Annotated in this window: 16 protein-coding genes; all 16 read right to left on the minus strand. The window is 73.4% G+C overall.

Going from position 1 to position 23,463, the window contains the following annotated elements; all coding sequences use genetic code 11:
* Window positions 1–17: 17 nt before the first annotated feature.
* Window positions 18–599, minus strand: coding sequence for a TetR/AcrR family transcriptional regulator (locus ACQEVZ_RS10485; protein ID WP_344509555.1), 582 nt, complete (start codon window positions 597–599; stop codon window positions 18–20).
* A 44-nt stretch (window positions 600–643) separates the two neighbouring features.
* Window positions 644–2,791 carry an acyl-CoA dehydrogenase family protein gene (locus ACQEVZ_RS10490; protein ID WP_433364629.1) on the minus strand — a complete coding sequence of 716 codons (2,148 nt, stop codon included), beginning with the start codon at window positions 2,789–2,791 and terminating at the stop codon, window positions 644–646.
* A 31-nt stretch (window positions 2,792–2,822) separates the two neighbouring features.
* The gene (locus ACQEVZ_RS10495; protein ID WP_344509551.1) at window positions 2,823–3,572 is read right to left on the minus strand and encodes a thioesterase II family protein; all 750 of its coding nucleotides are present in this window, start codon (window positions 3,570–3,572) and stop codon (window positions 2,823–2,825) included.
* A complete protein-coding gene (locus tag ACQEVZ_RS10500) occupies window positions 3,569–4,831 on the minus strand; it encodes a cytochrome P450 (RefSeq protein ID WP_433364633.1) in 1,263 nt (420 codons plus the stop codon). Before ACQEVZ_RS10500 ends, ACQEVZ_RS10495 begins: the two co-directional genes overlap by 4 nt.
* Window positions 4,832–4,920: 89 nt before the next feature.
* Window positions 4,921–5,637, minus strand: a complete 717-nt coding sequence (locus ACQEVZ_RS10505) for a hypothetical protein (RefSeq protein WP_433364636.1) — start codon at window positions 5,635–5,637, stop codon at window positions 4,921–4,923.
* Entirely contained in the window at window positions 5,634–6,506 is an 873-nt protein-coding gene (gene lysX, locus ACQEVZ_RS10510) for a lysine biosynthesis protein LysX (RefSeq protein ID WP_433364639.1), read from the minus strand. The genes ACQEVZ_RS10505 and lysX overlap by 4 nt, the downstream gene beginning before the upstream one ends.
* Window positions 6,507–6,545: 39 nt before the next feature.
* Complete coding sequence (locus ACQEVZ_RS10515; protein WP_433364642.1) at window positions 6,546–7,568, minus strand: BtrH N-terminal domain-containing protein; 1,023 nt, start codon at window positions 7,566–7,568, stop codon at window positions 6,546–6,548.
* Window positions 7,565–8,212 (minus strand): hypothetical protein, encoded by a 648-nt coding sequence (locus ACQEVZ_RS10520; protein WP_433364645.1) that lies wholly within the window; start codon window positions 8,210–8,212, stop codon window positions 7,565–7,567. Before ACQEVZ_RS10520 ends, ACQEVZ_RS10515 begins: the two co-directional genes overlap by 4 nt.
* A gap of 12 nt (window positions 8,213–8,224) precedes the next feature.
* On the minus strand, window positions 8,225–8,983 hold the full coding sequence (locus ACQEVZ_RS10525) for a 2OG-Fe dioxygenase family protein (RefSeq protein WP_433364648.1): 759 nt from the start codon (window positions 8,981–8,983) through the stop codon (window positions 8,225–8,227).
* Between the two features lie 209 nt (window positions 8,984–9,192).
* Complete coding sequence (locus tag ACQEVZ_RS10530) at window positions 9,193–14,628, minus strand: type I polyketide synthase (protein ID WP_433376713.1); 5,436 nt, start codon at window positions 14,626–14,628, stop codon at window positions 9,193–9,195.
* Window position 14,629: 1 nt separating this feature from the next.
* Window positions 14,630–14,854: an MbtH family protein gene (locus ACQEVZ_RS10535; RefSeq protein WP_344509536.1), complete on the minus strand. Its 225-nt coding sequence runs from the start codon at window positions 14,852–14,854 to the stop codon at window positions 14,630–14,632.
* 104 nt (window positions 14,855–14,958) lie between these two features.
* Window positions 14,959–19,491: an amino acid adenylation domain-containing protein gene (locus ACQEVZ_RS10540; RefSeq protein ID WP_433364651.1), complete on the minus strand. Its 4,533-nt coding sequence runs from the start codon at window positions 19,489–19,491 to the stop codon at window positions 14,959–14,961.
* Window positions 19,492–19,538: 47 nt separating this feature from the next.
* Entirely contained in the window at window positions 19,539–20,363 is an 825-nt protein-coding gene (locus ACQEVZ_RS10545) for an SDR family oxidoreductase (protein WP_433364654.1), read from the minus strand.
* Window positions 20,360–21,475: a M20/M25/M40 family metallo-hydrolase gene (locus tag ACQEVZ_RS10550; RefSeq protein WP_433364656.1), complete on the minus strand. Its 1,116-nt coding sequence runs from the start codon at window positions 21,473–21,475 to the stop codon at window positions 20,360–20,362. Before ACQEVZ_RS10550 ends, ACQEVZ_RS10545 begins: the two co-directional genes overlap by 4 nt.
* Entirely contained in the window at window positions 21,472–22,335 is an 864-nt protein-coding gene (gene argB / locus ACQEVZ_RS10555) for an acetylglutamate kinase (protein WP_433364659.1), read from the minus strand. The genes ACQEVZ_RS10550 and argB overlap by 4 nt, the downstream gene beginning before the upstream one ends.
* 62 nt (window positions 22,336–22,397) lie before the next feature.
* Window positions 22,398–23,378, minus strand: a complete 981-nt coding sequence (gene argC, locus ACQEVZ_RS10560; protein WP_344509526.1) for an N-acetyl-gamma-glutamyl-phosphate reductase — start codon at window positions 23,376–23,378, stop codon at window positions 22,398–22,400.
* Between the last annotated feature and the right edge of the window lie 85 nt (window positions 23,379–23,463).

Consider the following 23,463-nt stretch of genomic DNA (forward strand, 5'->3'; position numbering starts at 1 on the left):
ACGACTCCTCGGGAAGGTCAGCTACGGGCGCGGTCGAGCAGGGTGTCGAGGGCGAGCCGGGCGCGCGGCTCGGCATGCTCGTCCTCGAGCAGATGGAACGCCTGGTGGAAGACGAGCAGGATGCCGTTGAACTCGTACGCGGCCTGGCCGGGGTCCAGGTCCGCGCGGAACGCGCCGTCGGCGATCCCGGCCCGGAACATGGTGGAGATCATGTCGATCATGTCGCGCTCGCCGCGCACGACCTCCTCGCGCACGACGCCGGGCTGGTGGTGGAACTCGGCGGCGGCGGTGACGAACAGGCAGCCGCCGGGCGCCGCCTCCCACCGCAGCCAGCCGTCGAACAGCACGCGCAGGCGCGGCTCGCCGCGGGGCGCGCCCAGCGCGGGGCGCACCACGTGGTCGACGAACCGGGTCCGCGCGTGCTGCAGCACCTGGACCTGCAGCGACTCCTTGGACTTGAAGTGCCCGAAGAGCCCGCTCTTGGACAGGGCCGTGCGCTCGGCGAGGGTGCCGATGGTCAGCCCACCGAGACCGACGGCCCGCGCGACGCTCGCGGCCTCGTCCAGCACCGCGAGCCGGGTCTCCTCACCCTTCCCCATGCGCTAAGAAAAGCACGACCGTGCGGATCACGCAAGCGGCCGGCTCAGGCGGCCGCGGCCAGCCACAGGTCGGCGGGGCTGCCGAGGCGGGTCGACTCCACGGACACCTGCCGATACGCGGTGGCCGTCGTCGAATGGGCGAGCATGCCCCGCACGCCGTGGAGCTGGAGCGCCGTGCGGCTGGCCAGCTGCGCGTGTTCGGCCAGCGCCGCCAGTACCGACGCCGCCGACGCGTCCTCGTCGCGGTCGAACTGCCAGGCGGCCCGGTGCAGCACGAGCCGCCACCCGTCGCCCTCCCCCACCAGCGTCGCCAGCCGGTGCGCCACCGTCTGCCGCTCGACCAGCGGCCGGCCGGACTGGACGCGGGTGTTGACGTGCGCGCGGGCCACCTCGAGGATGCGGTCGGCGACGCCGAGCAGCAGCGCCGCCTGCCGGAGCCGGGCCGCGTCGAGGGCCCGCCGCCACCGCTCCTCGGTGATCGGCAGCGGCTCGGCAGGTGCGCCGTCGAAGCGGATCCGGGTGGCGGGCGTGCCGAAGTGCTCGAACGCGTCCACGAGGCAGGTGGCGGGGTCCGGCAGGACGAGGTGCCACCCTTCGTCGGTGCGCACCACGCACAGCCCGGCGGTGCCGCGCGGCAGCGGCTCCGACTCGCCCCACAGCGTGCCGTCGCCCTTCACCCGCACGCCGGACGGGCCGCGGGCGCCGATCACGACGCCGTGGCTGGTGCCGTCGAGCAGCCCGCTGAGGATGTCGGCGGGGATGTCGGCCGGCACGTCGGCGCCGTCGAGCAGGTCGAGGGCGAACGCGGTGTCGCGGTAGCAGGCGAGGGGCTGCAGCGCGTGGCCGAGCCGGTCGTTGATGACGATGTCGGCGCCGAGGCCGAGCGCGGCGCCGCCGAGGCTCGCGGGCGCGCTGAGGGCTGGCACGCCGATCGTCCCGAGCTGCTCGGACAGGTCGCCGGTGCGGGTGAGCACCGCGTCGACCGCCTCCCGCAGCCGCTCCTGCACGGGGTCGAGCGCCGGTCCGGGCGCGGGTGCGGCGGCACCGCCCGCGTCGTACACCCGCGCGCTGCTCAAGATGTCGATCATGACCTCGGACGCCCCGCCGGAGATGGTGACGCCGGGCGACTCGCGCAGCGCCGCCTCGAGGATGCGGTCACCGGCGCCGGGGCCGGGCACGAGCACGTCGGGGCCGAGCGCGTCCAGGGCCCACCAGGCGATCCGCTGGCCGGTCTCGCTGCAGTGCCACTTCGCGAACGAGGACTCGGCGATGTCGGCGTTGCCGTCCTGCAGGTTCCGCATCACCCGGCAGCTGAGCAGCTTGCTGGCCGCGAGGCGGGTGCGGTGCTTGGCGAGGCCGACCCGGGTGACGTCGCCGGGGCGGCGGCCGTCGGCGTCGAGCCGCTCGGCGATCATGTTGAGCCAGTGCCGGCCGCGCGCGTAGTAGTCCAGGCCGGTGCGCTCCGCGGCGAACATCTGCGTGATCAGCGACCAGCCGGCGCCCGGCTTGCCGAACACCGCGTCGTCGCCGACGCGTACGTCGGTGAACCAGATGTCGTGGAACTGCTCGTTGGCGAGGCTGGGGATCGGGCGGATCACCACACCCGGCGCGTCGAGCGGGACGAGGAACAGGGTGATGCCCTCGTACTGGCTGCTCTGCGGGTCGGTGCGCACCGCGATCAGCGCGAAGTCCGCGTAGGCGCTCTTGAGGTTGTACGTCTTGCGCCCGTTGATGACCCAGCCGTCACCGTCGCGGACCGCGGTCGTCTGCAGCGCGGCGAGGTCGGAGCCGTTGGTCGGCTCGGTGAAGAGGATGCAGGCGGTCGTCTCGGCGCTCGCCATCGCCGGCAGCAGGGTCTTGCGCTGCCGCTCGTCGCCGGACGCCAGGATCAGCGAGCCGACGTTCTGCACCGAGATGCAGTACAGGTTCTGCGGGATGCCGTGCGCGACGAGCTGCTCCAGTAGCGTCACGGTCGCGGTGTAGTCGAGGCCGCGGCCGCCGTACTCGACGGGCCACGAGGGCGCGAGGATGCCGGCGGCGCCGAGGTGCCGGTAGAGCGGGCGGACGTCGCCGTCCATCCCGTCGGCGCGGGCATGGACGTCGTGCAGCAGCCGCGCCGTCTCCGGCGACCTCAGCACCCGCTCGACCTCGGCGGCGAAGTCGGCGGTCTCCTGGGGAACATCGAAATCCATGCTCAGGCTCCTTAAGCAACGTCAGAACGCGTCAGACGCCACGGAGTGCGGCGTGGGCCTCCCGCACGATCCGGGCGTGGTGCTCGGTGAGGAAGAAGTGCCCGCCGGGCAGGACCGAGAGCGCGAACGCCCCCGACGTCTGCTCGCCCCACGGGGCCATCGCCGACGGCGGCACGCCCGGGTCGCTGTCGCCACACCAGGCGGTGACCGGGCACGACAGCTGCGGTCCGGGCGCCATCCGGTAGCGCTCGATCATCGAGAAGTCCGCCCGGAGCATCGGCATCAGCAGGTCCAGCAGGTCGTCATGCTCGAAGACCGCGTTGTCGGCGGCGCCGTAGTCGCGCAGCATCTCGATGAACTCGGCCCGCGGCAGGTCGCTGACCGGCTCCCGCGGGCGCACGATCGGCGGCGCGGGCCGGCCCGTCACGAACAGGTGCCGCACGGGACGCCCGGCGGTCTTGAGCCGGCGGGCGACCTCGAAGGCGAGGATGGCGCCCATGCTGTGCCCGAAGAGCACGGTCTCGGTCGGCTCGCCGGCGATCACCTCGGCGAGGTCGTCGGCGAGGCCGGCCAGGTCGCTGACGGGCTGCTCGGCCATCCGGGCGCCGCGCCCCGGCAGCTGCACCGGCACCAGCTCGATCCGCCCGGTGAAGTACTTCTCCCAGGCGGCGTAGTAGGTGGCGGAGCCGCCCGCGAACGGGAAGCAGTAGAGGCTGTGGGTCGCGGTGACCGACCGGAACCGCTGGTCGAACCACGGCGCGGTGGTCTGCGGGATGCTCACAGCGCGGCCGCCACCTTCCGCGGCGTGAAGCGCACCGGCAGGCTCTTGTACCCGGGCACGAAGTGCGACGCGACGTGCTGGACCTCGCCGGCGATCTCGACGGTGTCGACCAGGTCGAGCATCTCCTCGATGAAGATCTGCAGCGTCACCTTCGCCATCCCGGCACCGATGCAGTAGTGCGGGCCGACGCCGAACGCGAGGTGCCGGTTGGGCCGGCGGGTCAGGTCGAAGGTGTACGGGTCCTCGAAGACCCGCTCGTCGCGGTTGGCGGAGCCGAGCCACGCGCTGACCGGGTCGCCGGCCTTGATGGTCTGCCCCTGCAGCTCCACGTCCTGGATGGCGTAGCGCATGAGCGCGGTCACCGGCGACGCCCAGCGCAGCACCTCGGCGAGTGCGATCTGGATGTCGTCGCGGTTCTCCCGCAGCCGCTCGAACTGCTCCGGGTGCTCGGCCCACTGGTTGAACAGGGTGCACAGCGTGTGCGGCGTCGTCACGTTGGCGCCGATGAGCAGCACATACCCGTTGACCATCGCCTGCTGCTCCGACATCGGACCCTCGGTCAGGTCCATGTTGCGCATCCTGCCGATCGCGTCGGGGTTCTCGGCGCCGCGCTCGCGCTTCGCGAACTGCTCGCGGAACGCCTCGAACATCTGGTGCCGGGCCTGCCGGACGGTCGACATCGCGTTGCCGGAGGCGTAGGTCGGGTCCTCGTACGCGATCGTCATCATCACCACGTGCATGAGGTGCTCCCAGTCCTGCGGGGGCAGCCCCATCAGCGTGCCGGTGATCGACATCGCGAACATCATCGTGTCGTGGGCGATGTCGTGGACGTCCTTGTCGATGGCCCGCCGGATCGCGTCGCGGGCCAGCCCGCGGATCAGCTCGTCGTGCGTCTCGACCAGCTCCGGAGCGAACGCCGGGTTGAGCGGCTTGCGCAGCTCGCCGTGGCGCGGCGGGTCGGTGTCGGCGAGCATGTCGTCGGTGGCGATGTCGGGCGTGTTCAGGTCCAGGACGCTGAGGATCGTGCCGCGCCGGGAGGAGAACTCGGTCGGGGTGCGCAGCACGCGGGTGACGTCGTCGTGCCGGGTCACCACCCAGAACGGCTCCCGGCCGCCGCCGGGGTCCGCCTTGTAGACCGGCGCCACCTCACGCAGGTGCGCCCACAGCGCATGCATGTCCGTCACGGCGTGGAATGCGGAGTCGAGCAGATCGGGGTCGTCGAACTGCACCGGACAGAACGGCGGCGTTGAGATAATCATCAACCGGGCCTTTCGATATCGCCTGTGCATGTCGTATGTGTCGATTGTCGGCTAAGGCAACGGTAACTGCACAGTATGTGAGCGGCAACTCAGGGAATCCGGATCCGTCGGTGAAACAGCTGCTCGTAGAACGGCAGGTGGTGCTCGTAGTAGCGGCGCAGCAACGGATCCGTCTCGACCGTCCGCGCGTAGGCGCGCTCGGTGCGCCGGACGGTGGAGCTCTCGCTGACGTCGGTGTGCCAGCGCGCCGACTGCCGCCACTCGGGCCGCTCCCCCGGCTGCCATTGCAGGACGTCCTCGCTGAACGGCAGGCCCACGGCGTCGCAGTACGCCCGCACCGTCGCCCCCGGACGGTCGACGAGGTCGTCGGAGTCGATGACGATCGGCTCACCGCCCGCGTCGAGCACCGTCTGATGGATGCGGTGCAGGTACTCGACGCCGACCTCGTGCAGCGCCATCTCGGGGCGGATCGCCGCGTAGGACGGGATGATCTCGCGCGGGTCCCGCAGCAGGAACGCGTGCCGCGCGCCCTTGAGGAAGTCCTCGCGGGCGAAGACCTCGTCGTAGCGGCAGTCGGTGGTGTCCTTGAAGAAGACCGTCGCGCCCGCCGACAGGTCCAGCAGCGCGTCCATCAGCTCGTCGGGGGTCCGCGCGACGCGGTCGCCGGCCTCGGTGCGGCCGTCGTTGGCGATGTTGCAGAACGGCTCGTGCACGGCGAGGAGGTCGTCGCGCTCCAGCATCATCCGGAAGAACACGGTGGACCGCGAGCGCGGCGCGCTCCACAGTGCCAGCAACGACTGGGTCATACCGACTCGACCTCCTCGATGGTGCCGAGCGCCCAGTCGACGATGCAGCCCGCGACGTCCACGTCGGTGGCGTCGATGGCGCCGTGGAACTCCGGCGTGTGGTTCACCTCGTTGGCGAACAGGCGGCCTTCCTGGTCGATGAGGATGTCGACGCCGAGGAAGCCGCCGCCGACCGCGTGCGCGGCGGCCACGGCGAGCTCGTTGAGCTCGTCGGTGATCGGGCACGGCGTCGGCGCGCCGCCGATCGCGGTGTTGGTGCGCCAGTCGTCGACGGCGTTCTTGTAGATCGCGCAGACCACCTCGTCGCCGGCCACGTAGGACTTGATGTCCTTGCCCGGCTTGTCGATGTGCTCCTGCAGGTAGTACACGTGCTGCTGCGGATTGGGCAGCGCGGCGCGGTGCTCCAGGATCGACTGGCCCTGCTCCTCGTCGTGGACCCGCGCCGTCAGGTTGCCCCACGACCCGGTCACCGGCTTCGCCACGAGGGGGTAGCCGAGCTTCGGCATGACCTCCAGTGCGGCGCCGGTGCCCCACGCCACGGCGGCCTGCGGGATCGGCAGGCCGGCGTTGTGGAACGCCAGGGTGGTGCGCAGCTTGTCACCGCACGTCTCCAGCACCGGCGGGCGGTTGAGCGTGGGGACGCCGAGCGCGTCCAGGGTCGAGGCGACCGACGCGGCGCGGCTGTGGCTGACCTCGCGCATGAGCGCCGCACGGAACGGCGGGCGCCCGTCGGCGAGCATGACCGTCAGCTTCCGGGGGTCCACGTGCTCGTGGTTGACCCCGCGCGCCTGCAGGGTCTGCAGGATCAGCCGCTCCTCCCGGCGGACCCGGGAGGCGACGACGGCGATCGGCATGTCTGTGGTGTCCACGATGGCCTCTCTGATCGGCTCTGATCGGCTCTGCGGCGTTCAGGCCCTCCGGGACAGGGCGTCCGCGGTGCGGTCCAGCTGCTCGATGGCGACCTCGAGGCGGCGGAGCAGCTCGGTGCTGTGGGCGCGCAGCTCGGCGGGGCCGTGTCGGTCCCAGACCCGTGAGTGGGCGCCGGTCATCCGCACGCCGGTCCAGCCGTGCGCGACGGCGTTCACCCGCGCGGCGGCCTCCGTGAGGTCGAGGCTCCGCAGGGCGAGGCCCTGCCGGCGCAGGAACTCCGCGTGCAGGCCCGCCTGCGCCTGGATGTTCCAGCTGATCACGTACAGCTCGCTGAGCGCGACCTCGGCCGCGCCGGACCCGGGCGGCAGCGCGCACAGCTCGTCGAGGTAATCGCGCAGGCCGTCCACCCCGGACAGGGTGTCGCCTTCCGACGGCCGCCGGAAGCGGGCGACGTTCTCCCGGATGACGTCCGCGGTCCATGCGCGGTCCGGCTCCGGCACGGGTCCCCGCATGCTCGCGTGCAGCCACCGGCGGTCGCTGGGGCTGGCGCTGAAGAACACGTCGCCGTCGTCGGCGGGGTTCGCCGAGCCCCAGCTCGCCATGAAGTCCGCGATCGGGATCGGACCCTGGAACGCCGGCGGCTGGGCGTCGGACACGAACACCTCGGTGTCCGTGATCCGCCACACCACCAGCAGGTGCGCGGCGTGCACGTCGTGGAAGGCGGGCCGGAACGGCAGGTGGAAGTTGTCCACCGCGGCGATCGGCAGCACCCCGGCGGCGAGCGCGTCCCGAAGCTCGTCCAAGCCTGGGCTCCGGTGCCAGCTCGACTCGAAGGGGTGGAAGAGCGCGAGCCGCTTGGCGAGGGAGTCCGGCTCGGCGTGGTAGTAGTACTCCTCGGTGGTCCAGGCGCCTGCCTTGCGGCGGAACTCCCACGGCGCGCCCAGCACGGTGACCGGGTCGTGCCCGTCGTGCAGGAGCACGGTCGCGAGCGTGCCGTGCAGGCAGCTGCCGAGGTCGCGGGTCCACAGCCGGACCTCGTCGAGGGTGCGGGTCGACATCATGCGGCGACACCGCCCGCGAGCCGGACGTCGACGCCGGTCACCAGCGTGACCGCGAAGACGTGCAGGGCGACCAGGCGCGGCAGGCGCAGCGCGGTGGCGACGCCGTGGCGCGGCATCCCGATCCGCGACAGCCACATCGTCGTCGGCAGCCCCTGCTGTACGTGGTGCGGGTAGTGCATCTTCCCGGTCTTGAACGCGGGCTCCTCGCCGAACGCGGGCGTGCCGTCCAGGAAGTCCGAGACACCCACCCGCAGCGGGTCGGCGTATCCGTCTTCGTAGTGCGCCCAGAGGATGTCCTCGCTGCGCCGCTCGGAGGCAGCCAGCAGGTAGATCCAGTCGTAGCGGCCCGGCGGGACCTCGATGACCTGCCCCTCGGCGCGGACGTTGTCGCCGCCGGCGTGGACGTCGGGCCACACGAACGGGATGCCGGCGACCTCGATCACCGTGCGCGGCGCGGGCAGCTCCCCGGCGGGGAACGAGTTGCCCCACGCGTTGAGCCGGCCGAGCCCGAGGTCCTCGACGCCCGTCGTCGCCCGGTTGTTGAGCAGATCGTCGATGCCGATCAGGCAGAACTCGGGGCGCGCCGTCGAGGCCGGCAGCCGCTGCACGACACGGCCGGGAGCGCTGGAAACCTGGCTGCTCATCGAACCCTCCAATCAGAACAGCGACAGTGCCTGCAGGGAGCTGTGCGTGCGCCCGTTCACCTCGGCGAGGTCCTGCACGGTGTTGAAGTCGACGATCATCGTGTCGCGCCAGCCGGGCACGGACCGGTCCTCGGTGCGGATCTCGCTGACGGCGTGCTCCATCGTCGTGTCGGACAACACCAGCGCCTCGAGCGGCTCGGTCATGGTGACGCTGTGCTCGACCCGCTCCTCGCCGCGGCGGAAGACCTGGCTCTCGCCGCCGACGCAGTGGTGCCGGCCGATCAGGTGGATCGCCACGTACTCGTGCCCGTCGGAGTGCCGGCCCTCCGGCGCGGGCTCCGAACCCTCGTCGGGCTCGGCGATCACCCGGATGAAGTGGACGCCGAGCTCCCAGTCGCGGTCGCCGGCCGCCTCGTTCACCAGGCCGACCGACTCCTGCAGGATCTCGCTGAAGCGGCAGCTGGTGAGGGCCTTGTCGGTCAGCGGCTCGAAGACGCGCAGCTGGTCGCCGAACGCCCGGTTGATCTGCTTGCTCTGGAAGAACTCGGTGCCCAGCAGCGGCTCCAGCGTGCCGTCGCGGTGGGCGAGCACGCGGCCGTAGCGGCGGTTGCGGCGGCACCGCGCGGGGCCGAGGTAGGCGTCCGGGACCAGGTCGTCCCATGCGGCCGTGAAGCGGTGCCAGTCGTCTCCTTCGGTGGGCAGCGGCAGCCGGCCGTGTGCCCAACCGTGACGCGCGACGTCACCGGCGCGGAGGTCCTCGGAACTGTCCATCAGTGGCTCCCCTCGATGGGTCGACGTGGGCGTGTACGCACACTCGGGGGCTCTACAGTCAATGCCTAGAGAATACTATGAACTCTACATCGTGTCTTGTTGACTGTCGGAGCATCTTCGCTGATACGACGGGCCCGGGACTGGTGGGTCGCACCGTCCCGGGCCCGGTGGGACCGGGACGGCGAGGTCATCACCGTCCCGGTCCCGTCTCATGCGGCGGCTACCGGGGTCTCCGCCCGGACCGGGGGCACCTGCCTGGTCAGGCTCGGCGTCCCGTCGGTCCCGGGCCCCTCGGAAGGAGGCGTCTCCGAGGCGCCCCCGGCAGTCGCGTCCTGGGCCTCCCCCTTTGCCTGTTCCTGTGCCGGCTCCTGAGCCGGCTCTTCCGCCGCGCCGCCGACCTCGCCCGCGAGGAACTCGGCGAGGGCGCGGACCGTCGGGTTGCTCCACAGGATCGTCGGCGGCAGGTCCACCGCGAACGTGCGGTGCAGCCGCACCCGCAGCGCCACGGTGAGCACCGAGTCGACCCCGAGCTCCAGCAGCGGCCGGTCGATCGCGATGTCCTCCGGCGCCAGGTTCAGCTCGGCGGCGACCTGCTCGTGCGTCTCCGCCGTCACCTTCTCCACCAGCTCGTCCGCGGGGACCGTCGCCCAGTCCACCGCGCCGCCGCCGGTGTTCTCCGCCGCGGCGTCGGTCACCGACAGCTGCGAGAACACGGGCAGGGTGTGGCCGGGCATGACCCGCATGACGGTGACGTACGGCAGCGCGTAGCGGTCCGCGTAGCTCCAGCTGCGCAGCGCCTCGCTGACGGTGATGCCGCCCAGGCCGCGCGACTCGGCCTCGAGGATCGTGGCCTTGCCGGTGGTCTCGCCCATGCCGCGGCCGATCCACTGCGCCCACGCGAAGCTCGTCGAGCCGATCTCGCCCTGCGAGCGCCGCAGCGCGGCGAGCGCGTCCAGGAACGAGTTCGCCGAGGCGTAGCTGACCTGGCCGGTGAGCCGGGCGAACTGCCCGCACGAGGAGAACATCGTGAAGAAGTCCAGCGTGCCGGCCGGGTACAGCCGGTGCAGGACCATCGCGCCGTCGGCCTTCGGTCCCATGGTGGTGTCGAGGTTCTCCGCCCTGGTCTTCTCCACCAGGGCGTCGGAGACCACGCCGGCGCAGTGCACGATGCCGCGCACGGCCGGCATGTCCAGCGAGCCCGGGTCGAGGGCCTTGGCGGTCGCCTCCGGGTCGGAGATGTCCAGCCGCAGCACCCGTACCGTGGCACCCGCCGCCTCCAGGGCGACGACCTCGGCGATCTGTGCGGCCACGGCCGGGTCGGTCACGCCGTCCCACTCCGAGCGCGGCGGCAGCCCGCGGCGGCCGACCAGCACCAGGCGGCGGGCGCCCTGCTCGACCAGGTGCCGCGCGGCCTCCAGACCGAGCGCGCCGAGACCACCGGTGACCAGGTAGGTGCCGTCGGGACGGCAGTCCACCGGCTCCCGCTCGGCGGGCCGCTCCAGCCGGCGCAGCCGGGCCGCGAACAGCCCGTCCGCCGTGCTGGACAGCACGTCCTCGTTGGGCGGCAGCGCACCGATGACGCCGGCGACCGACGCCAGATCGACGCCGCCGTCCACGTCGACGGTGCCGCCCCACAGGTCGGGCCGCTCACCGGCGACGATCCGGCCCGCGCCCCACAGCGGGGCGTGCGCCAGCGCGCCTTCCGTGCCGCCCTGCCGGACCCCGCGGGTCAGCGCCCAGATGGTGGGCCGCTTCTGCTCGTCCTCGATCGCGGCGACCCGCTGGACGGCGTCGACGAGCGCCTGCGCGCAGCGGCGGGCCGCCTGCTCGGGCGCCTCGTCCGGCAGCAGCGCCGGCGGGGCCACGATCACCACGTCGCCGCCGGCCAGCAGGCCGTCGCCGATCGCGGCCGGGTCCGTCGTCGCGCGGGTCTCGACACCGCGGGCGTTGAGCGCGTCGACGAGCGCGGAACCGCCTTCAGGCTGCCCGAGGAGCAGCGCCTGCCGCGGCTGCGGCGCGTCGGCGCGCACCTCGACCGGCTCCCAGGTCAGCTCCTGCACCAGGTCGCGCGGGCCGACCGCACCCGAGCCGATGTCCTGCACCTTGACGTAGCGCAGCCCGCGGGCCTCGCAGACGACGGTGCCGGTCTCGTCGGCCACCTGCATGTTGATGGTGTCCGGCGTGCGCGGGTCCCGCGTGGTGTGCACGAAGATCCGCGGCGGCGGCGCGCCCTTGAACTGCAGCGACTCCAGGTGCGAGCAGGTCCGCAGCACGGTCGAGTCCTCGGTCATCACCAGCACGCCGCTGGCGGTGAGGGCGGCGTCGACGACCGCGGTCCAGCTCGACGGGTGCAGCTTCGGCGTGTGGTCGACGGTGACCGTCGCGATCTGCTCGTCGTCGCCGCGCAGCAGCTCCTCGACGACCCACGGGAACGTGTAGCCGTCGACACCCATCGCGCGGAAGATGCCGTCGACCTTCGCCCACGTCCACGACACCGGGCAGCGAGCACGGATCGTGTCCACGTCCTCCAACGGCGTGGTGCCGACCTCGGGCTCCGGCACGACGGTCGCGGTCGTGTGGGTCAGCCACTCGTCGTCCCGGACGCCGCCACCGGCACCGCCGGCGCCGTCCTCGCGCTTGATGCGGCTGGCGAGCCGGACCTTGTCCTGCTCCATGACGACCTGCACGATACGGGTCGGGTGCGCGGCGAGGGGGATGCGGAACACGATGTCGCGCAGGCCATAGGGCACGTCGCCGTCACCGGCGGCGGCACCGATGAACGAGTTGAGCACCACCGAGGCCGGCACCGTCTCCACGCCGACGACCTTGTGCGACTGCGCGTAGGGCCGGTTGTCCATGTTCAGCTCGGTCTGCCAGACCCGCTGCACGGGGGCGCTGGCGACGGTGGTGTGCCCGCCGATCAGCGTGTGCTTCTCCGGGTCGTGGCCGACGCCCGCGTGCTCGGACGGCGTGTCCGGGAAGATCCAGAACGGCTTGTGCTGCCACCGTACGGCCGGCACGTCGACGAGCTCGCCCGCGTACGACCAGCGCACCGGGCTGCCCAGGCAGTGCAGGCGGGCCAGGTTGGTCAGGACGGTGCGCTGCTCCGGCTGCTCCCGGCGCAGCGTGATGGCGACCTGCGCGTCGGAGACGCCGGCGTCGATCGCGGTCTCGCTGATCGAGTGCGCCACGACCGGGTGCGAGGACACCTCCAGGAACACCCGGGCGCCGTCGTCGAGCGCGGCCCGCACGGCCTGGTGGAAGCGCACCGGGTCGGCCAGGTTCGTGGCCCAGTAGTCGCCCTCGCGGGCGGCGCCGGAGCGCGGGTCCGCCATCGCCGTGCTGTACAGCGTCACCTGCGGCGGGCGGGCGTGCAGCTGTGCCGCGGCCCGGCCGACCTCCGCCAGGACCTCGCCCCGCACGTGCGGTGAGTGGAAGGCGACGTCGGTGTTGACCTTGCGGGCCTGGATGCCCTCGCCCGACAGCTCCGCCACGAACGCCTCGACCGCGTCGATGTCGCCGGAGACCACTGTGGACAGTGGGCTGGCGGCGATGCCGGCGACGACCCCGTCGCGGCCGGCGAGGCGCTGCGCGACGTCGGCGAATGCCATCGGCACCATCGCCATCGCGCCCTGCCCGGCGACCTGCTCGAGGGCCTTGGCCCGGCGGCAGGCGAAGCGTGCCGCGTCGATCCGGTCGAGGCTGCCGGCGGCGACCGCGGCGGCGATCTCGCCGACGGAGTGCCCGATGATCGCGCCGGGGACCAGGCCCAGCTCCGACCACACCTCGGCGAGCGCGACCTGCATCGCGTAGGTCATCGCCTGGGTGCGGGACACCGTCCACGGGCCGCCGGCGTCGATCGCCTCGCGCGGGGTCCAGCCCAGCTCCTCGGCGAAGACCGGGCCCAGCTCGTCGATCACGCGGGCGAACGCCGGCTCGGTGGTGAGCAGCTCCTGACCCATCCCGGCCCACTGCGCGCCATGCCCGGAGAACACCCAGACGGGTCCGTCGGCGCCGCTGTCACCGAACGCGCGCGCGGCGCCGGTGACGGCGTCGGGCGAGTGCTCGCCGTCGGCGAGCGCGTCGAGGGCCTCGATGAGCTCGTCGGCGCCGGCGGCCACCACCGCGGCCCGGCGGGCCAGGTGCGAGCGGCGCCCGGTCAGCGTGTGGGCGAGCGAGTCGAGGTCGGCGCCGCGGTTGGTGCGGACCCAGTCGGCGACCGCGCCGGCCAGCCCGCGCACGCCCTGCTCCGAGGCGGCCGAGATCGGGAAGACCCACGGGCGGGCGGTCCTGTCGCCGCCGTGGCCGTTGGCGGACGGGCGGGTCGCCGGGGCCTGCTGCAGGATGGCGTGCGCGATCGAGCCGCCCACGCCGTAACTGGAGACACCGGCGCGGCGGCCGTGCGCACCGGCGCGCCACGGGGTCGGCTCGCCGACAAGGCGCATCCGGTTGTCGTCCAGGCCGAGCTCGGGGTTGACCTCCTCGTGCGGGCTGGGCGGCAGCTCACCGTGCCGCATGCCGAGCAGCACCTTGATGACGCCGGCGATGCCGGAGGCGGCCTCGACGTGCCCGACGTTGGGCTTGAGGGTGCCGATCAGCAGCGGGTCGTCGCTGTCCCGGCTGGGGCCGAAGACGCTGCCGATGGCCTTCGCCTCGGCCGTGTCGCCCAGCTGGGTGCCGGTGCCGTGCGCCTCGACGTACTGCACCGTGTTGGGGTCGATGCCGGCCCGCTCGTAGGTCTCCTGCAGCATCCGCTGCTGGGCCTCGCTGTTGGGGGCCATCATGCCGTCGGAGCGGCCGTCCTGGAACACGCCGCTGCCCATGACGAGCCCGTAGATCGGGTCGTCGTCGCGGACCGCGTCGGACAGGCGCTTGAGGACGACGACGCCGCCGCCCTCACCGCGGCCGTAGCCGTCGGCGGCCTTGTCGAAGGCCTTGCTGCGCCCGTCCGGCGACGTCGCGGACGCCGCGTCGAGCGCCACCACGAGCGCCGGCGACGACATGATGTTGATGCCGCCGACGATCGCGACGCTGGTCTCGCCGGTGCGCAGGGCCTGGCACGCGACGTGCAGCGCGGTCAGCGACCCGGCGCACGCGGTGTCGACCGCCATGCTCGGCCCGTGCGCGTCGAGGAAGTACGAGATCCGGTTGGCGATGCCGTAGAAGGTGGTGCCGTTCACGGCCCAGGCGCCGGTGCGGTCCAGGTCCTCCAGGAGCCGGCGGCCGTAGTCGTTGGTGTTCGCGGCCACGTAGACACCGGCGTCGGTGCCGGCGAGCGAGGTCGGCGGCAGCCCGGCGTCGCACAGCGCCTCCCAGGCCATCTCCAGCATGATCCGCTGCTGCGGGTCGATGTACTCCGCCTCGCGCGGGGTGATCTGGAAGAACTCCGCGTCGAAGCCCTCGATGTCCTGCATGAACGAGCCCTTGCGGGTCGTCTGGCGCAGGATCGCGCGGCTCTTCGGGTCGGCCTCGTAGGGGTCCCACCGCCGGGCGGGCATCTCGCCGACGGCGCTGCGCCCGGCCCGCAGGAACTCCCACAGCTGTCCGGGTGTGTCGAGGTCGGGGGCGAAGCGGCAGCTCATGCCGATCACCGCGAGCGGCTCTTCGGTGTTTTCGGGGTTCGTGGTCTCCGGCGTGTGCACCATCTCAGCCAACGTGAACACCTCCTTCGGCGACGACCGCGCGGCGCAGGCTCAGCGGGCGCAGGTCGGTCCATACCTCGGCGATGTGCGCGAGGCAGTCGTCCTTCGGGCCGTCGAAGCCCTCGGTGGCCCAGCCGTCCGGGACGTCCTGCCCGGCGGGCCAGATCGAGTACTGGTCCTCGTGGTTGCGCACCACGAGATACGTGCGCTCGTCCGTGCTCACTGTCACTCCCATCGTTTCGGTCTCGTCCGTTTCGGCCGTGCAGGGGCTGGGCATCCTCCCGGTCCGTTCCTGCGTGTTCCGGTTCCGGGACACAGGTCCCGGCCGGCAGTTCAGGACGCGTCAAGCGTCCGGATGTACCCGGCCAGGTGCGCCGGGGTGTGCAGCGCCCGGGTCCGCAGCAGCTCGCTCAGCTCACCCGCACCGGAAGGGGCGGTGCAGCGGCGCAGCGTCCGGGGCGCGGCGGCGGACGGGTCCGCCGCCAGCTGGGCGGCGACCGGGCCGGCGATGCCGGCCACCCAGACCCGCTCGGGGTCCAGGCCCGCCACCCGCTCGTACCATTCGCGGTCCGGGCAGGACCGCAGCTCGTGTCCGGCGGCGCGGATCGCGTCCACCAGGTCTCGGGTGCTGCCGACGGTCGCGGGGACGGCGTCGACATAGCGGGCGCCCGCCGTGACGTGGCCGTCGCCGGCCAGCAGCACCGCCTCCGCGGCGGCGTCGGCGGGCAGCGCCTGGAAGAGCTCGTTGCCCTCCAGGGCGAAGCTCTCCGGGTGCTGACCGGTCTCGATCATCGCCCGCGACCAGCTCCACACGGCGTCGGCCGCGTTGATCTGGAAGCGCTCCTGGTCGCCGAAGACGCTCGGGATCCGCACCACCGCGGCGGGCACGTCCAGCTCGGCGGCGTGCTCGAGGTACAGCTCGGCGACCGCCTTGGACCGCACGTAGCCGTTCGCCGTCGACGGCAGCGTGTGCAGCGGGCCGGGCGGCACGGTCCCGCCGGCCGGGTAGCCGGCGGAGTCGAACACCGAGCTGGTCGACACCACGGTCAGCGCGGCGCGGCGGCCGGCGGCGGCCAGCTCGAGCAGGCCGGCCAGGCTGTGTGTGTTGGCGGCGGCCAGCTGCTCGTACGGGTAGACGTGGTTGACCCACGCGGCGGTGTGCACGATGCGCCCCGCCTCGCCGGCGAGCCGGTCGTGGTCGGCGCGGGACAGCCCGAGCCGCGACGCGGCGATGTCGCCGTCGACGAGCTCCACCCGGGCGGCGTGCTCCGGGCGCCACAGCCCGAGGGCGGTCATCCCGTCGACCAGGTCGTCGCGGCGGCGCTCCCCGCCGCGCACCAGGCAGACGACCCGCGTGCAGTCGCCGCCGTCGAGCAGCCGGGCGAGGACGAACCGGCCGACGAACCCGGTCGCGCCGGTGAGCAGCACGACATCGCGGTCGGCGGCGGGGCGCTCCCCCTGCCGCGGGATCCCGGCGACCCGCCCGGCGATCTCGGCGCGCATGGTGGCGATGTCGTCGCCGGCACCGGCGGCGGGGGCCACGGTGGTGCCGGCGCGGACCTCGTCGACGGCCTCGGCGAGGGGCTGCAGCTGCGGCGTGCGGAACAGGGTCTCCATCGGCATGTCGACGCCGAGCGACGTGCGGATCCGGGCGACCATGTGCATCACCATCAGCGAGTGCCCGCCGAGCTCGAAGAAGTTGTCGTCGGTGCCCACCGCGGGCACGCCGAGCAGGTCCTGCCAGATCGCGGCGAGCTCCTTCGCGGTCCCGTCCGCCGGCGTCTCGCCGCGCGGGCCGGTGCTCGTGCCCTGGTCGCGGCGGCCGGCGAGCGCCTGCCGGTCGAGCTTGCCGTTGCGGGTCAGCGGCAGCTCGTCCAGCACGGTGACCGTCGCCGGCACCATCCACTCCGGCAGGGTCCGCAGCAGCGCGCGGCGGATCGCGGAGCCGCTCGGGCTCGCCTCGCCGGCGGGCACGACGTACCCGGCGAGGGTGGCGGCGCCGACCCGGTCGCGTTCGAGGACGACTGCGGCCCGGGCGACGTCGTCGAGGGCGGCCAGGGCGGCCTGCACCTCGCCGAGCTCGATCCGGTGGCCGCGCACCTTCACCTGGTCGTCGCCGCGGCCGAGGTACAGCAGCTCGCCGTCGTCGCGGTGCACGGCGAGGTCGCCGCTGCGGTACATCCGGGCGCCGGACCGCCCGCTGAACGGGTCGGGCAGCATGCGCTGTGCGGTCAGTGCCGGGTTGGCGACGTAACCGTGGGTGACGCCGTCGCCGCCGACGAAGATCTCGCCGGGGACGCCGGGGCCGACCGGGTGCAGCGAGCCGTCGAGGAGGTACAGCGACAGGTCCGGCAGCGGCGGGCCGATCAGCGACGCGGTCTCGGACAGGTCCGCCTCCCGCACCCGCCGGTAGGTGACGTGCACGGTGGTCTCGGTGATGCCGTACATGTTGATGAGCTCGGGCTGGGCGTCGCCGTGCGCGGCGACCCAGGGGCGCAGCGCGGCGTGGTTGAGCGCCTCGCCGCCGAACACGACGTACCGCAGGGCGGTTTCACCGCCGCGCTCCAGCAGCGCGGCGCTCACCTGGCCGAACGCGGACGGCGTCTGGCTCAGCACGGTGACGCCCTCGGTCTGCACCAGCTCGGCGAACACGTCCGGGGCGCGGGTCGCCCACTGCGGCACGACGAGCAGCCGGCCGCCGTGCAGCAGCGCACCCCACAGCTCCCAGACGGAGAAGTCGAACGCATAGGAGTGGAACAGCGTCCACACGTCGTCCGGTCCGAAGCGCATGTGCTCGTCGCAGGCGGACAGCAGCCGCAGCACGTGCTCGTGCGCGACGAGGACGCCCTTGGGCTTGCCGGTGGAGCCGGACGTGTAGATCACGTACGCGGGCGCGCTCGCGGGCACGTCGACGGTGACCGGCTCGGGCGCCTCGGGAAGCTCGGCCCAGTCCAGCACGAGGGTGCGTGGCCCGTCGTCGCCGAGCGCGGGCGCCTTGCCGGTCGCGGGCGTGACGAGGACGGTGCTCACCCGGCACTCGGCGAACTGGTCGGCGGTGCGGTCGGCGGGGTTGTCCGGGTCGATCGGCAGGTACGCCGCACCCGCCTGGAGCACGCCGAGGACGGCGGCGGGCAGGTCCACGCTCCGGTCGAGGACGAGGCCGACGATGCTGCCCGGCCCCTCGCCGCGCTCGCGCAGGGCGGCCGCGATCCGGTTGGCCCGGCCGGCCAGCTCCGCGTAGGTCAGCCGGTCCTGGTCGTCGGCGACGGCGACCGCGCCGGTCCGCGCCGCGGCCTGGGCGGCGAACGCGCCGTGCAGGGTCTGCTGCGAGGGAGCGGCGGTGAGCCCCTTCGCCGGGATGACGGCCGGCTCGCCGTCGGCGAGGATCTCCAGGTCGGCGACCGGGACGTCCGGGTTCGCCAGGCCGGCCCGCAGCATTGTCTCCAGCCAGCGGGCCCAGCGCGCGACCGTCGAGGCGTCGAGCAGCTCGTCGTCGAAGGGCAGGTAGCCGACGACCTCGTCGCCCTCGCACCACAGCTCGGCCATCAGGTCGTAGTGCGTCGCGCCGCCGTCGAGCTCGGCGAAGGACACCTCGACGCCGGGCATCCTCGGCGGGGTCGGCGCGCCGTCGCGCAGCGAGAACGAGGTCTGGAAGATCGGGGTCACGCCGGGGCGGCGCGACGTCTGCAGCTCCCGGACGAGCATGTCGAACGGGATCTCCTGGTGGCCGAGCGCCTCGCCCAGCGCCACGCCGGTGCGGCGCACCAGGGTGTGCAGGTCCGGCCGGTCGCCGACCTGGACGTGGATCGGCAGCCAGTTGAGGAAGTAGCCGATCATCCGCTGGGTCTCGGCGCGGGGGCGGCCGGCGACCGGCACGCCGACGACGAGGGACTCGGTGCGCACCAGCCGGGACAGGAACGCGATGTAGCCGGCGAGGAACGCGCCGAGCAGCGTGGTGTCGTGCTTCTTTGCCAGGTCGCGCAGGCCCTGGACGAGGTCGGCGCCGAAGCGCACGTGCTGGAACTGGCCCTGGCTGCCGCGGATCGCCGGGCGGGGCCGGTCGGTGGGCAGGTCGAGGGCGTCGGGGGCGCCGTCGAGCCGCTCCCGCCAGTGCTCCAGCAGGCGCTGCATCGAGGCACCGTCCACGGTGGCCCGCTGCCACTCGGCGAAGTCGGGGTAGTGCACGTCGAGCGGGGCGAGCTCCACCGGCACGCCGCACTCGCGGGCGTAGAGCCGGCCCAGGTCGTCCAGCAGGATGCCCAGCGACCAGTTGTCCGACACGATGTGGTGCTGCACCAGGGCCAGCAGGTGGGTGCTGTCGTCGATCTTGTACAGGGTGCACCGCACCAGCGGCCCCTCGGCGAGGTCGAAGTCCTCCACGACCAGGCCGGAGGCGAGCCGCCGGGCGGTGCCGGCCGGGTCGTCCTCGCCCGTGCAGTCGACCTCGTCCAGCGGCAGCGTCATGCGGTCCAGGACCAGCTGGTAGGGCTTGCCGTCGCGCTGCCGGAAGACCGTGCGCAGCGACTCGTGCCGCAGGGCCAGCTGCTGCAGCGCCGCCCGCAGCGCCTCGGGGCGCAGGTCGCCGTCGACCCGCAGCGCGACCGGGACGTGGAAGATCTCGCGGCGGGTGAGCAGCTCGTACATGAACCACAGCCGCTCCTGCTCGAAGGAGCACGGCGCCTCGTCTGAGCCGGCGGCGCGGCGGGTGATGCCGAGGTCGGTGCCCTGCCGGGCCAGCATCCGCTCCACCAGCCGCCGCTTCTGCGCGGGCAGCGCGGCCAGCCGCGACCGCAGCGCGGCGAGGTCGGCCGGTGCGGCGTCCGGGGTGGCGTCCGGCCGCGTCTGCACGTCGGTCTGCTGGTCCATGGCAGGCAACTCCTTGTCCGTCTGGTTCCGTTCAGGGACGTCGGACGTCAGCGGGCCGTGAAGCCGCCGTCGACCACCAGTTCGGTGCCGGTGACGCCGCCGGAGTCGGGGCTCGCCAGCCACAGGCAGGCAGCCGACACCTCCGAAGCGGTCACCAGGCGGCCGAGCGCGTGCAGCGACGCCGACTGGCGCTCGTAGTCGTCCAGGCCCGAGCCCAGCGACTCGGCGACCGCGCGGGTGCTGCGGGTGCCGAGCGCCGCGTCGTCGGCGACCGTGCTGGGGCTGACCGCGTTGGCGCGGATCCCGTGCCGGCCGTACTCGATGGCGATCGACTTGGTCAGCCCGACCACGCCGTGCTTGGACGCGACGTAGTTGGCGTACATCTCGAACGCGACCCGGCCGCCGGTCGACGCCGTGTTCACGATCCGTCCGCCGCCGCGCTCCACCATGTGCGGCAGCACCGCCCGGCAGCAGCGCCACGTGCCGCTGAGGTTCACGTCCAGGGACAGCTGCCACTGCTCCTCGGTCAGCTCGTGCGCCCGTACACCGCCGGGACCCAGCACACCGGCGTTGTTGAGCAGCACGTCGATCTGACCGAACTCCTCCATGGCCTCGTCGACGACCTTGTCCACGCCGGCCTGGTCGCGCACGTCGGCGACGCCGGTCAGCACCCGGCTGCCGGAGCGGCGGCACTTGTCGGCGGTCTCCTCCAGGTCGCGGCGGCCGGACATCTCGTACGGGCCGGCCTGCGGGTCGCAGTGGTCGACCAGGATGAGGTCGGCGCCCTCCCGGGCGAAGGTCAGCGCGTGGGAACGGCCCAACGCACGGGCCGCGCCGGTGATCATGGCGACGTTCCCGTCGAGCAGCATCATGCCTCCAGAAGTTCGGGCGTTCTCGTGGCCAGCTGGCGGCCGAGCCGGGGCAGGGCGAGCGCCAGGACGTCGATCGCGCGGTACAGCTCGCTGATCGGGATGTGCTCGTCGGTGGTGTGGTCCAGGTGCGCGTCACCCGGGCCGTAGGCGGCCATCGGCACGCCCCACGGGTCGAGGGTGTTCATGTCGGAGGTGCCGGCCTTGCGCTTGAACGTCGGCCGGGCGCCCTGCGCGGCGATCGCGGCGCGCAGCTGGCTCACCACCGGGTCGGACCGGGTGCGGGTCACCCCGGGCACCCGCTCGTCGACCCAGATCCGGCTGTGCGTGCGGCTGCGGGCGAAGCGCTCCAGGGCGGCGAAGTCGAAGCCCGGCGGCACGCGGCAGGTCAGGAACGCCTCGGCGTCGGCGAGGTCACCGCACAGGCGGATGAGCGTGCCGGCGGCGACGCCGAACGCGACCGGGTCCGGATCGGGGTCCGGCGACAGCCCGCGCAGGTAGTCCTGCACGTCACCGGCCCAGCGGGCGGCGCGCTCCACCGCGGTCGGCTCCGGGCTGCTGGTGTGCAGCGGCGGCTGGTGCATCTCGTACCCGAGGCCGATGCGCCCCTTGTAGCCCAGGCAGACCCCGTCCCAGCCGCTCGGCTCGCCGATGACCACGGCGTCCGGGCGCGGGACGGTCTCCATCACGTGCCGTGCCCCCCGCGAGCCGGCGACCTCCTCGCCGACCGCGCCGACGGCGTGCACCCGCACGTCCCGGCTGCGCGCGGCGGCGCAGATCATCGTGACGAAGGCGCCCTTGGCGTCCACCGAGCCGCGCCCGTACAGCAGGTCGCCGACCTGACAGACCGGGACCTGCCCGGGGACGGTGTCGATGTGCCCGAGCAGCATCACGGTCGGGGCGTCGGCGGGGCCGATGACGCCGTGGACGTTGCCGACCTCGTCGACGTGCGCGTCGAAGCCGAGCGTGTCCATCTGCTCCGCCAGGAAGCCCGCGAGCGGCAGCTCCTGCCCGGACACCGACGGGATGCTCAGCGCGGCGCGCAGCAGCCACGCCGGGTAGTCCTCGCGCAGGACTCCGGGGCGGGTGCGGCGCACGGCCCAGCCGGCGGTCATGCGGCGCTGCCTTCGCGCAGGACGTTGCCGCCGCCGGCTTCGCGCAGGGAGCTGCCGCCGCCGGCGAGGGCCTGGCGGATCGGCCGGTGCTGCCCGGCGGCGCCGATGACGACGCGCGCGACGGTCAGGCTGGCGCGCAGCCCGGCCCGCACCTTGTGCCGCATCCGCCCGCGGACGGTGTCGCCGTCGAGGTGCTGCGGGCCGACCTCGGCGATCCTGCTGCCCGGGTCTTCCGGGTCGGCGTACACCCCGGAGACGTCGGTGAGCAGGACCAGCGCGTCGGCGTCGAGCGCCACCGCGAGCCGGGCCGCCATCTCGTCGGCGTCGACGTTGAGCAGATTGCCGTCGGCGTCGCTGGCCGGCGGGGACACCACGGGGACGTCGCCGCGCTCCAGCACCGCGCGCACGGGTGCGGGGTCGACGTGCTCGATCCGCCCCGACTGGTCGTCGCGGATCAGCACGGTCTTTCCGGCCTTGATCGACCGGATGGCCGGCTTGCGGGACGCGGTCGCCAGCCCGCCGTCCGCCCCGCTCAGGCCCACCGCCCGCGCGCCGCGTGCCCGCAGCCCGCTGACCAGCTCGGGCTTGACCCGCCCGAGCAGCGCCATGGTGATGATCGAGAGCATGGTGCGGTCGGTGCGCCGGCTCTGGGTGCCGTCGGGTGACCTGATGACCTCGCGTTCGATGCCGAGCTCGTCGGCGAGCTGGTCGGCTACGGCGCCGCCGCCGTGCACCAGCACGGTGGGCGTGCCGGCCGCGGCCAGCTCCGCGACCTCGTCGAGCAACGGTCCCGGGTCGGAGCCGCCGCCGATCTTGACCACGATGACCCCGCCGGGGGTGTGTCCGGCATCCTGTGCCATGCCCCGCTCACCTCCTCTGTGCTTGCCCTGCGCTTGCCCTGCGCTTCGTGTGCCGTGCCGGATCAGGCCGGGTGCAGGCCCGGGAACTCCAGGCCGGCGTCCTCCGGCAGGCCGCGCGCCACGTTCAGGCTCTGCACGCCGCCGCCGGCGGCGCCCTTGACCAGGTTGTCCAGGGCGGCGACCACGACGATCCGGCCGCCGTCCTCGTCGACCGCGCAGCCGACGTCGACGAAGTTGGTGCCGGACAGGAACTGCGGGTCCGGCAGCCGGTGCACCCCGCGGCTGCGGGCCACCACCCGGACGAACGGGCGGTCGCGGTACTCCCGCTGCAGCACCCGCAGCACGTCCCGGCGCTCGACCGGCTCCGGCGGCGTGACGTGGCAGACGACCTGCGCGCCGCGGACCGACGGCACGGCCGTCACGGTCATGCGGGCCCGGACCTTGGCGTGCGCCGCGATCTCCTTCTCGTGCCGGTGCCCGGCGGGTTTGTAGACTCTGAACGCGTTGCCGCGCTCCGCGTGATGCGACGACGGGCCCGGTTCGGCGCCGGAGCCGGACGAGCCGGTCCGCGCGTCGACCACCACGTCACCGGCGACCAGGCCCGCCTTGCTCAGCGGTGCCAGGGCGAGGATCGCGGCGGTCGCCATGCAGCCGGGCACGCTGATCCGCTCGGCGCCGGGCAGCTCGTCGGCGTACAGCTCGGGCAGCCCGGTCCGGTAGACGTCGCCGGACGCGGAGCTGGCGCCGGCCCGGAAGTCCGGGCTCAGGTCGACGATCGTGCCGGCCAGCTCGGCGACGCCGGCCTCCAGCTCCGCCGAGGCTCCCGAGGGCAGCGCCAGGAAGGCGGTGTCGACCGGGGCCAGCTCCTGCGGCGGGTGGAACGTCAGGCCGAGATGGTGCAGGTTGGGGTGCACCTCCGCGACCGGCCGGCCGGCGTGCCGGCGGGAGACTGCCTGCACCAGGTCCAGTTCCGGGTGCGCGTGCACCAGCCGGAGCAGCTCCCCACCCGTGTAGCCGGCCGCGCCGACGACGCTCACCTTCACCCTGCCGCCCCTTTCCGTCTGCAGTCTTTGTCGCGTGTACGGTGCCCGCCGTAGGGTGGGACCCGCCTCAGGCACCCACCACTCC

This window comes from Dactylosporangium sp. CA-152071, assembly GCF_050936335.1.
In the GTDB taxonomy this organism is placed as follows: Bacteria; Actinomycetota; Actinomycetes; order Mycobacteriales; family Micromonosporaceae; genus Dactylosporangium; species Dactylosporangium maewongense.

What these genes read in the sequence shown, in the direction of transcription:
- argB (WP_433364659.1), bottom strand. Translation starts at nt 22,335, where the DNA reads ATGGCACAGGATGCCGGACACACCCCCGGCGGGGTCATCGTGGTCAAG.
- ACQEVZ_RS10540 (WP_433364651.1), bottom strand. Translation starts at nt 19,491, where the DNA reads ATGGACCAGCAGACCGACGTGCAGACGCGGCCGGACGCCACCCCGGAC.
- ACQEVZ_RS10545 (WP_433364654.1), bottom strand. Translation starts at nt 20,363, where the DNA reads ATGATGCTGCTCGACGGGAACGTCGCCATGATCACCGGCGCGGCCCGT.
- ACQEVZ_RS10505 (WP_433364636.1), bottom strand. Translation starts at nt 5,637, where the DNA reads ATGACCCAGTCGTTGCTGGCACTGTGGAGCGCGCCGCGCTCGCGGTCC.
- ACQEVZ_RS10525 (WP_433364648.1), bottom strand. Translation starts at nt 8,983, where the DNA reads ATGGACAGTTCCGAGGACCTCCGCGCCGGTGACGTCGCGCGTCACGGT.
- ACQEVZ_RS10515 (WP_433364642.1), bottom strand. Translation starts at nt 7,568, where the DNA reads ATGATGTCGACCCGCACCCTCGACGAGGTCCGGCTGTGGACCCGCGAC.
- ACQEVZ_RS10530 (WP_433376713.1), bottom strand. Translation starts at nt 14,628, where the DNA reads ATGGTGCACACGCCGGAGACCACGAACCCCGAAAACACCGAAGAGCCG.
- ACQEVZ_RS10485 (WP_344509555.1), bottom strand. Translation starts at nt 599, where the DNA reads ATGGGGAAGGGTGAGGAGACCCGGCTCGCGGTGCTGGACGAGGCCGCG.
- ACQEVZ_RS10520 (WP_433364645.1), bottom strand. Translation starts at nt 8,212, where the DNA reads ATGAGCAGCCAGGTTTCCAGCGCTCCCGGCCGTGTCGTGCAGCGGCTG.
- ACQEVZ_RS10550 (WP_433364656.1), bottom strand. Translation starts at nt 21,475, where the DNA reads ATGACCGCCGGCTGGGCCGTGCGCCGCACCCGCCCCGGAGTCCTGCGC.
- ACQEVZ_RS10500 (WP_433364633.1), bottom strand. Translation starts at nt 4,831, where the DNA reads ATGATTATCTCAACGCCGCCGTTCTGTCCGGTGCAGTTCGACGACCCC.
- ACQEVZ_RS10490 (WP_433364629.1), bottom strand. Translation starts at nt 2,791, where the DNA reads ATGGATTTCGATGTTCCCCAGGAGACCGCCGACTTCGCCGCCGAGGTC.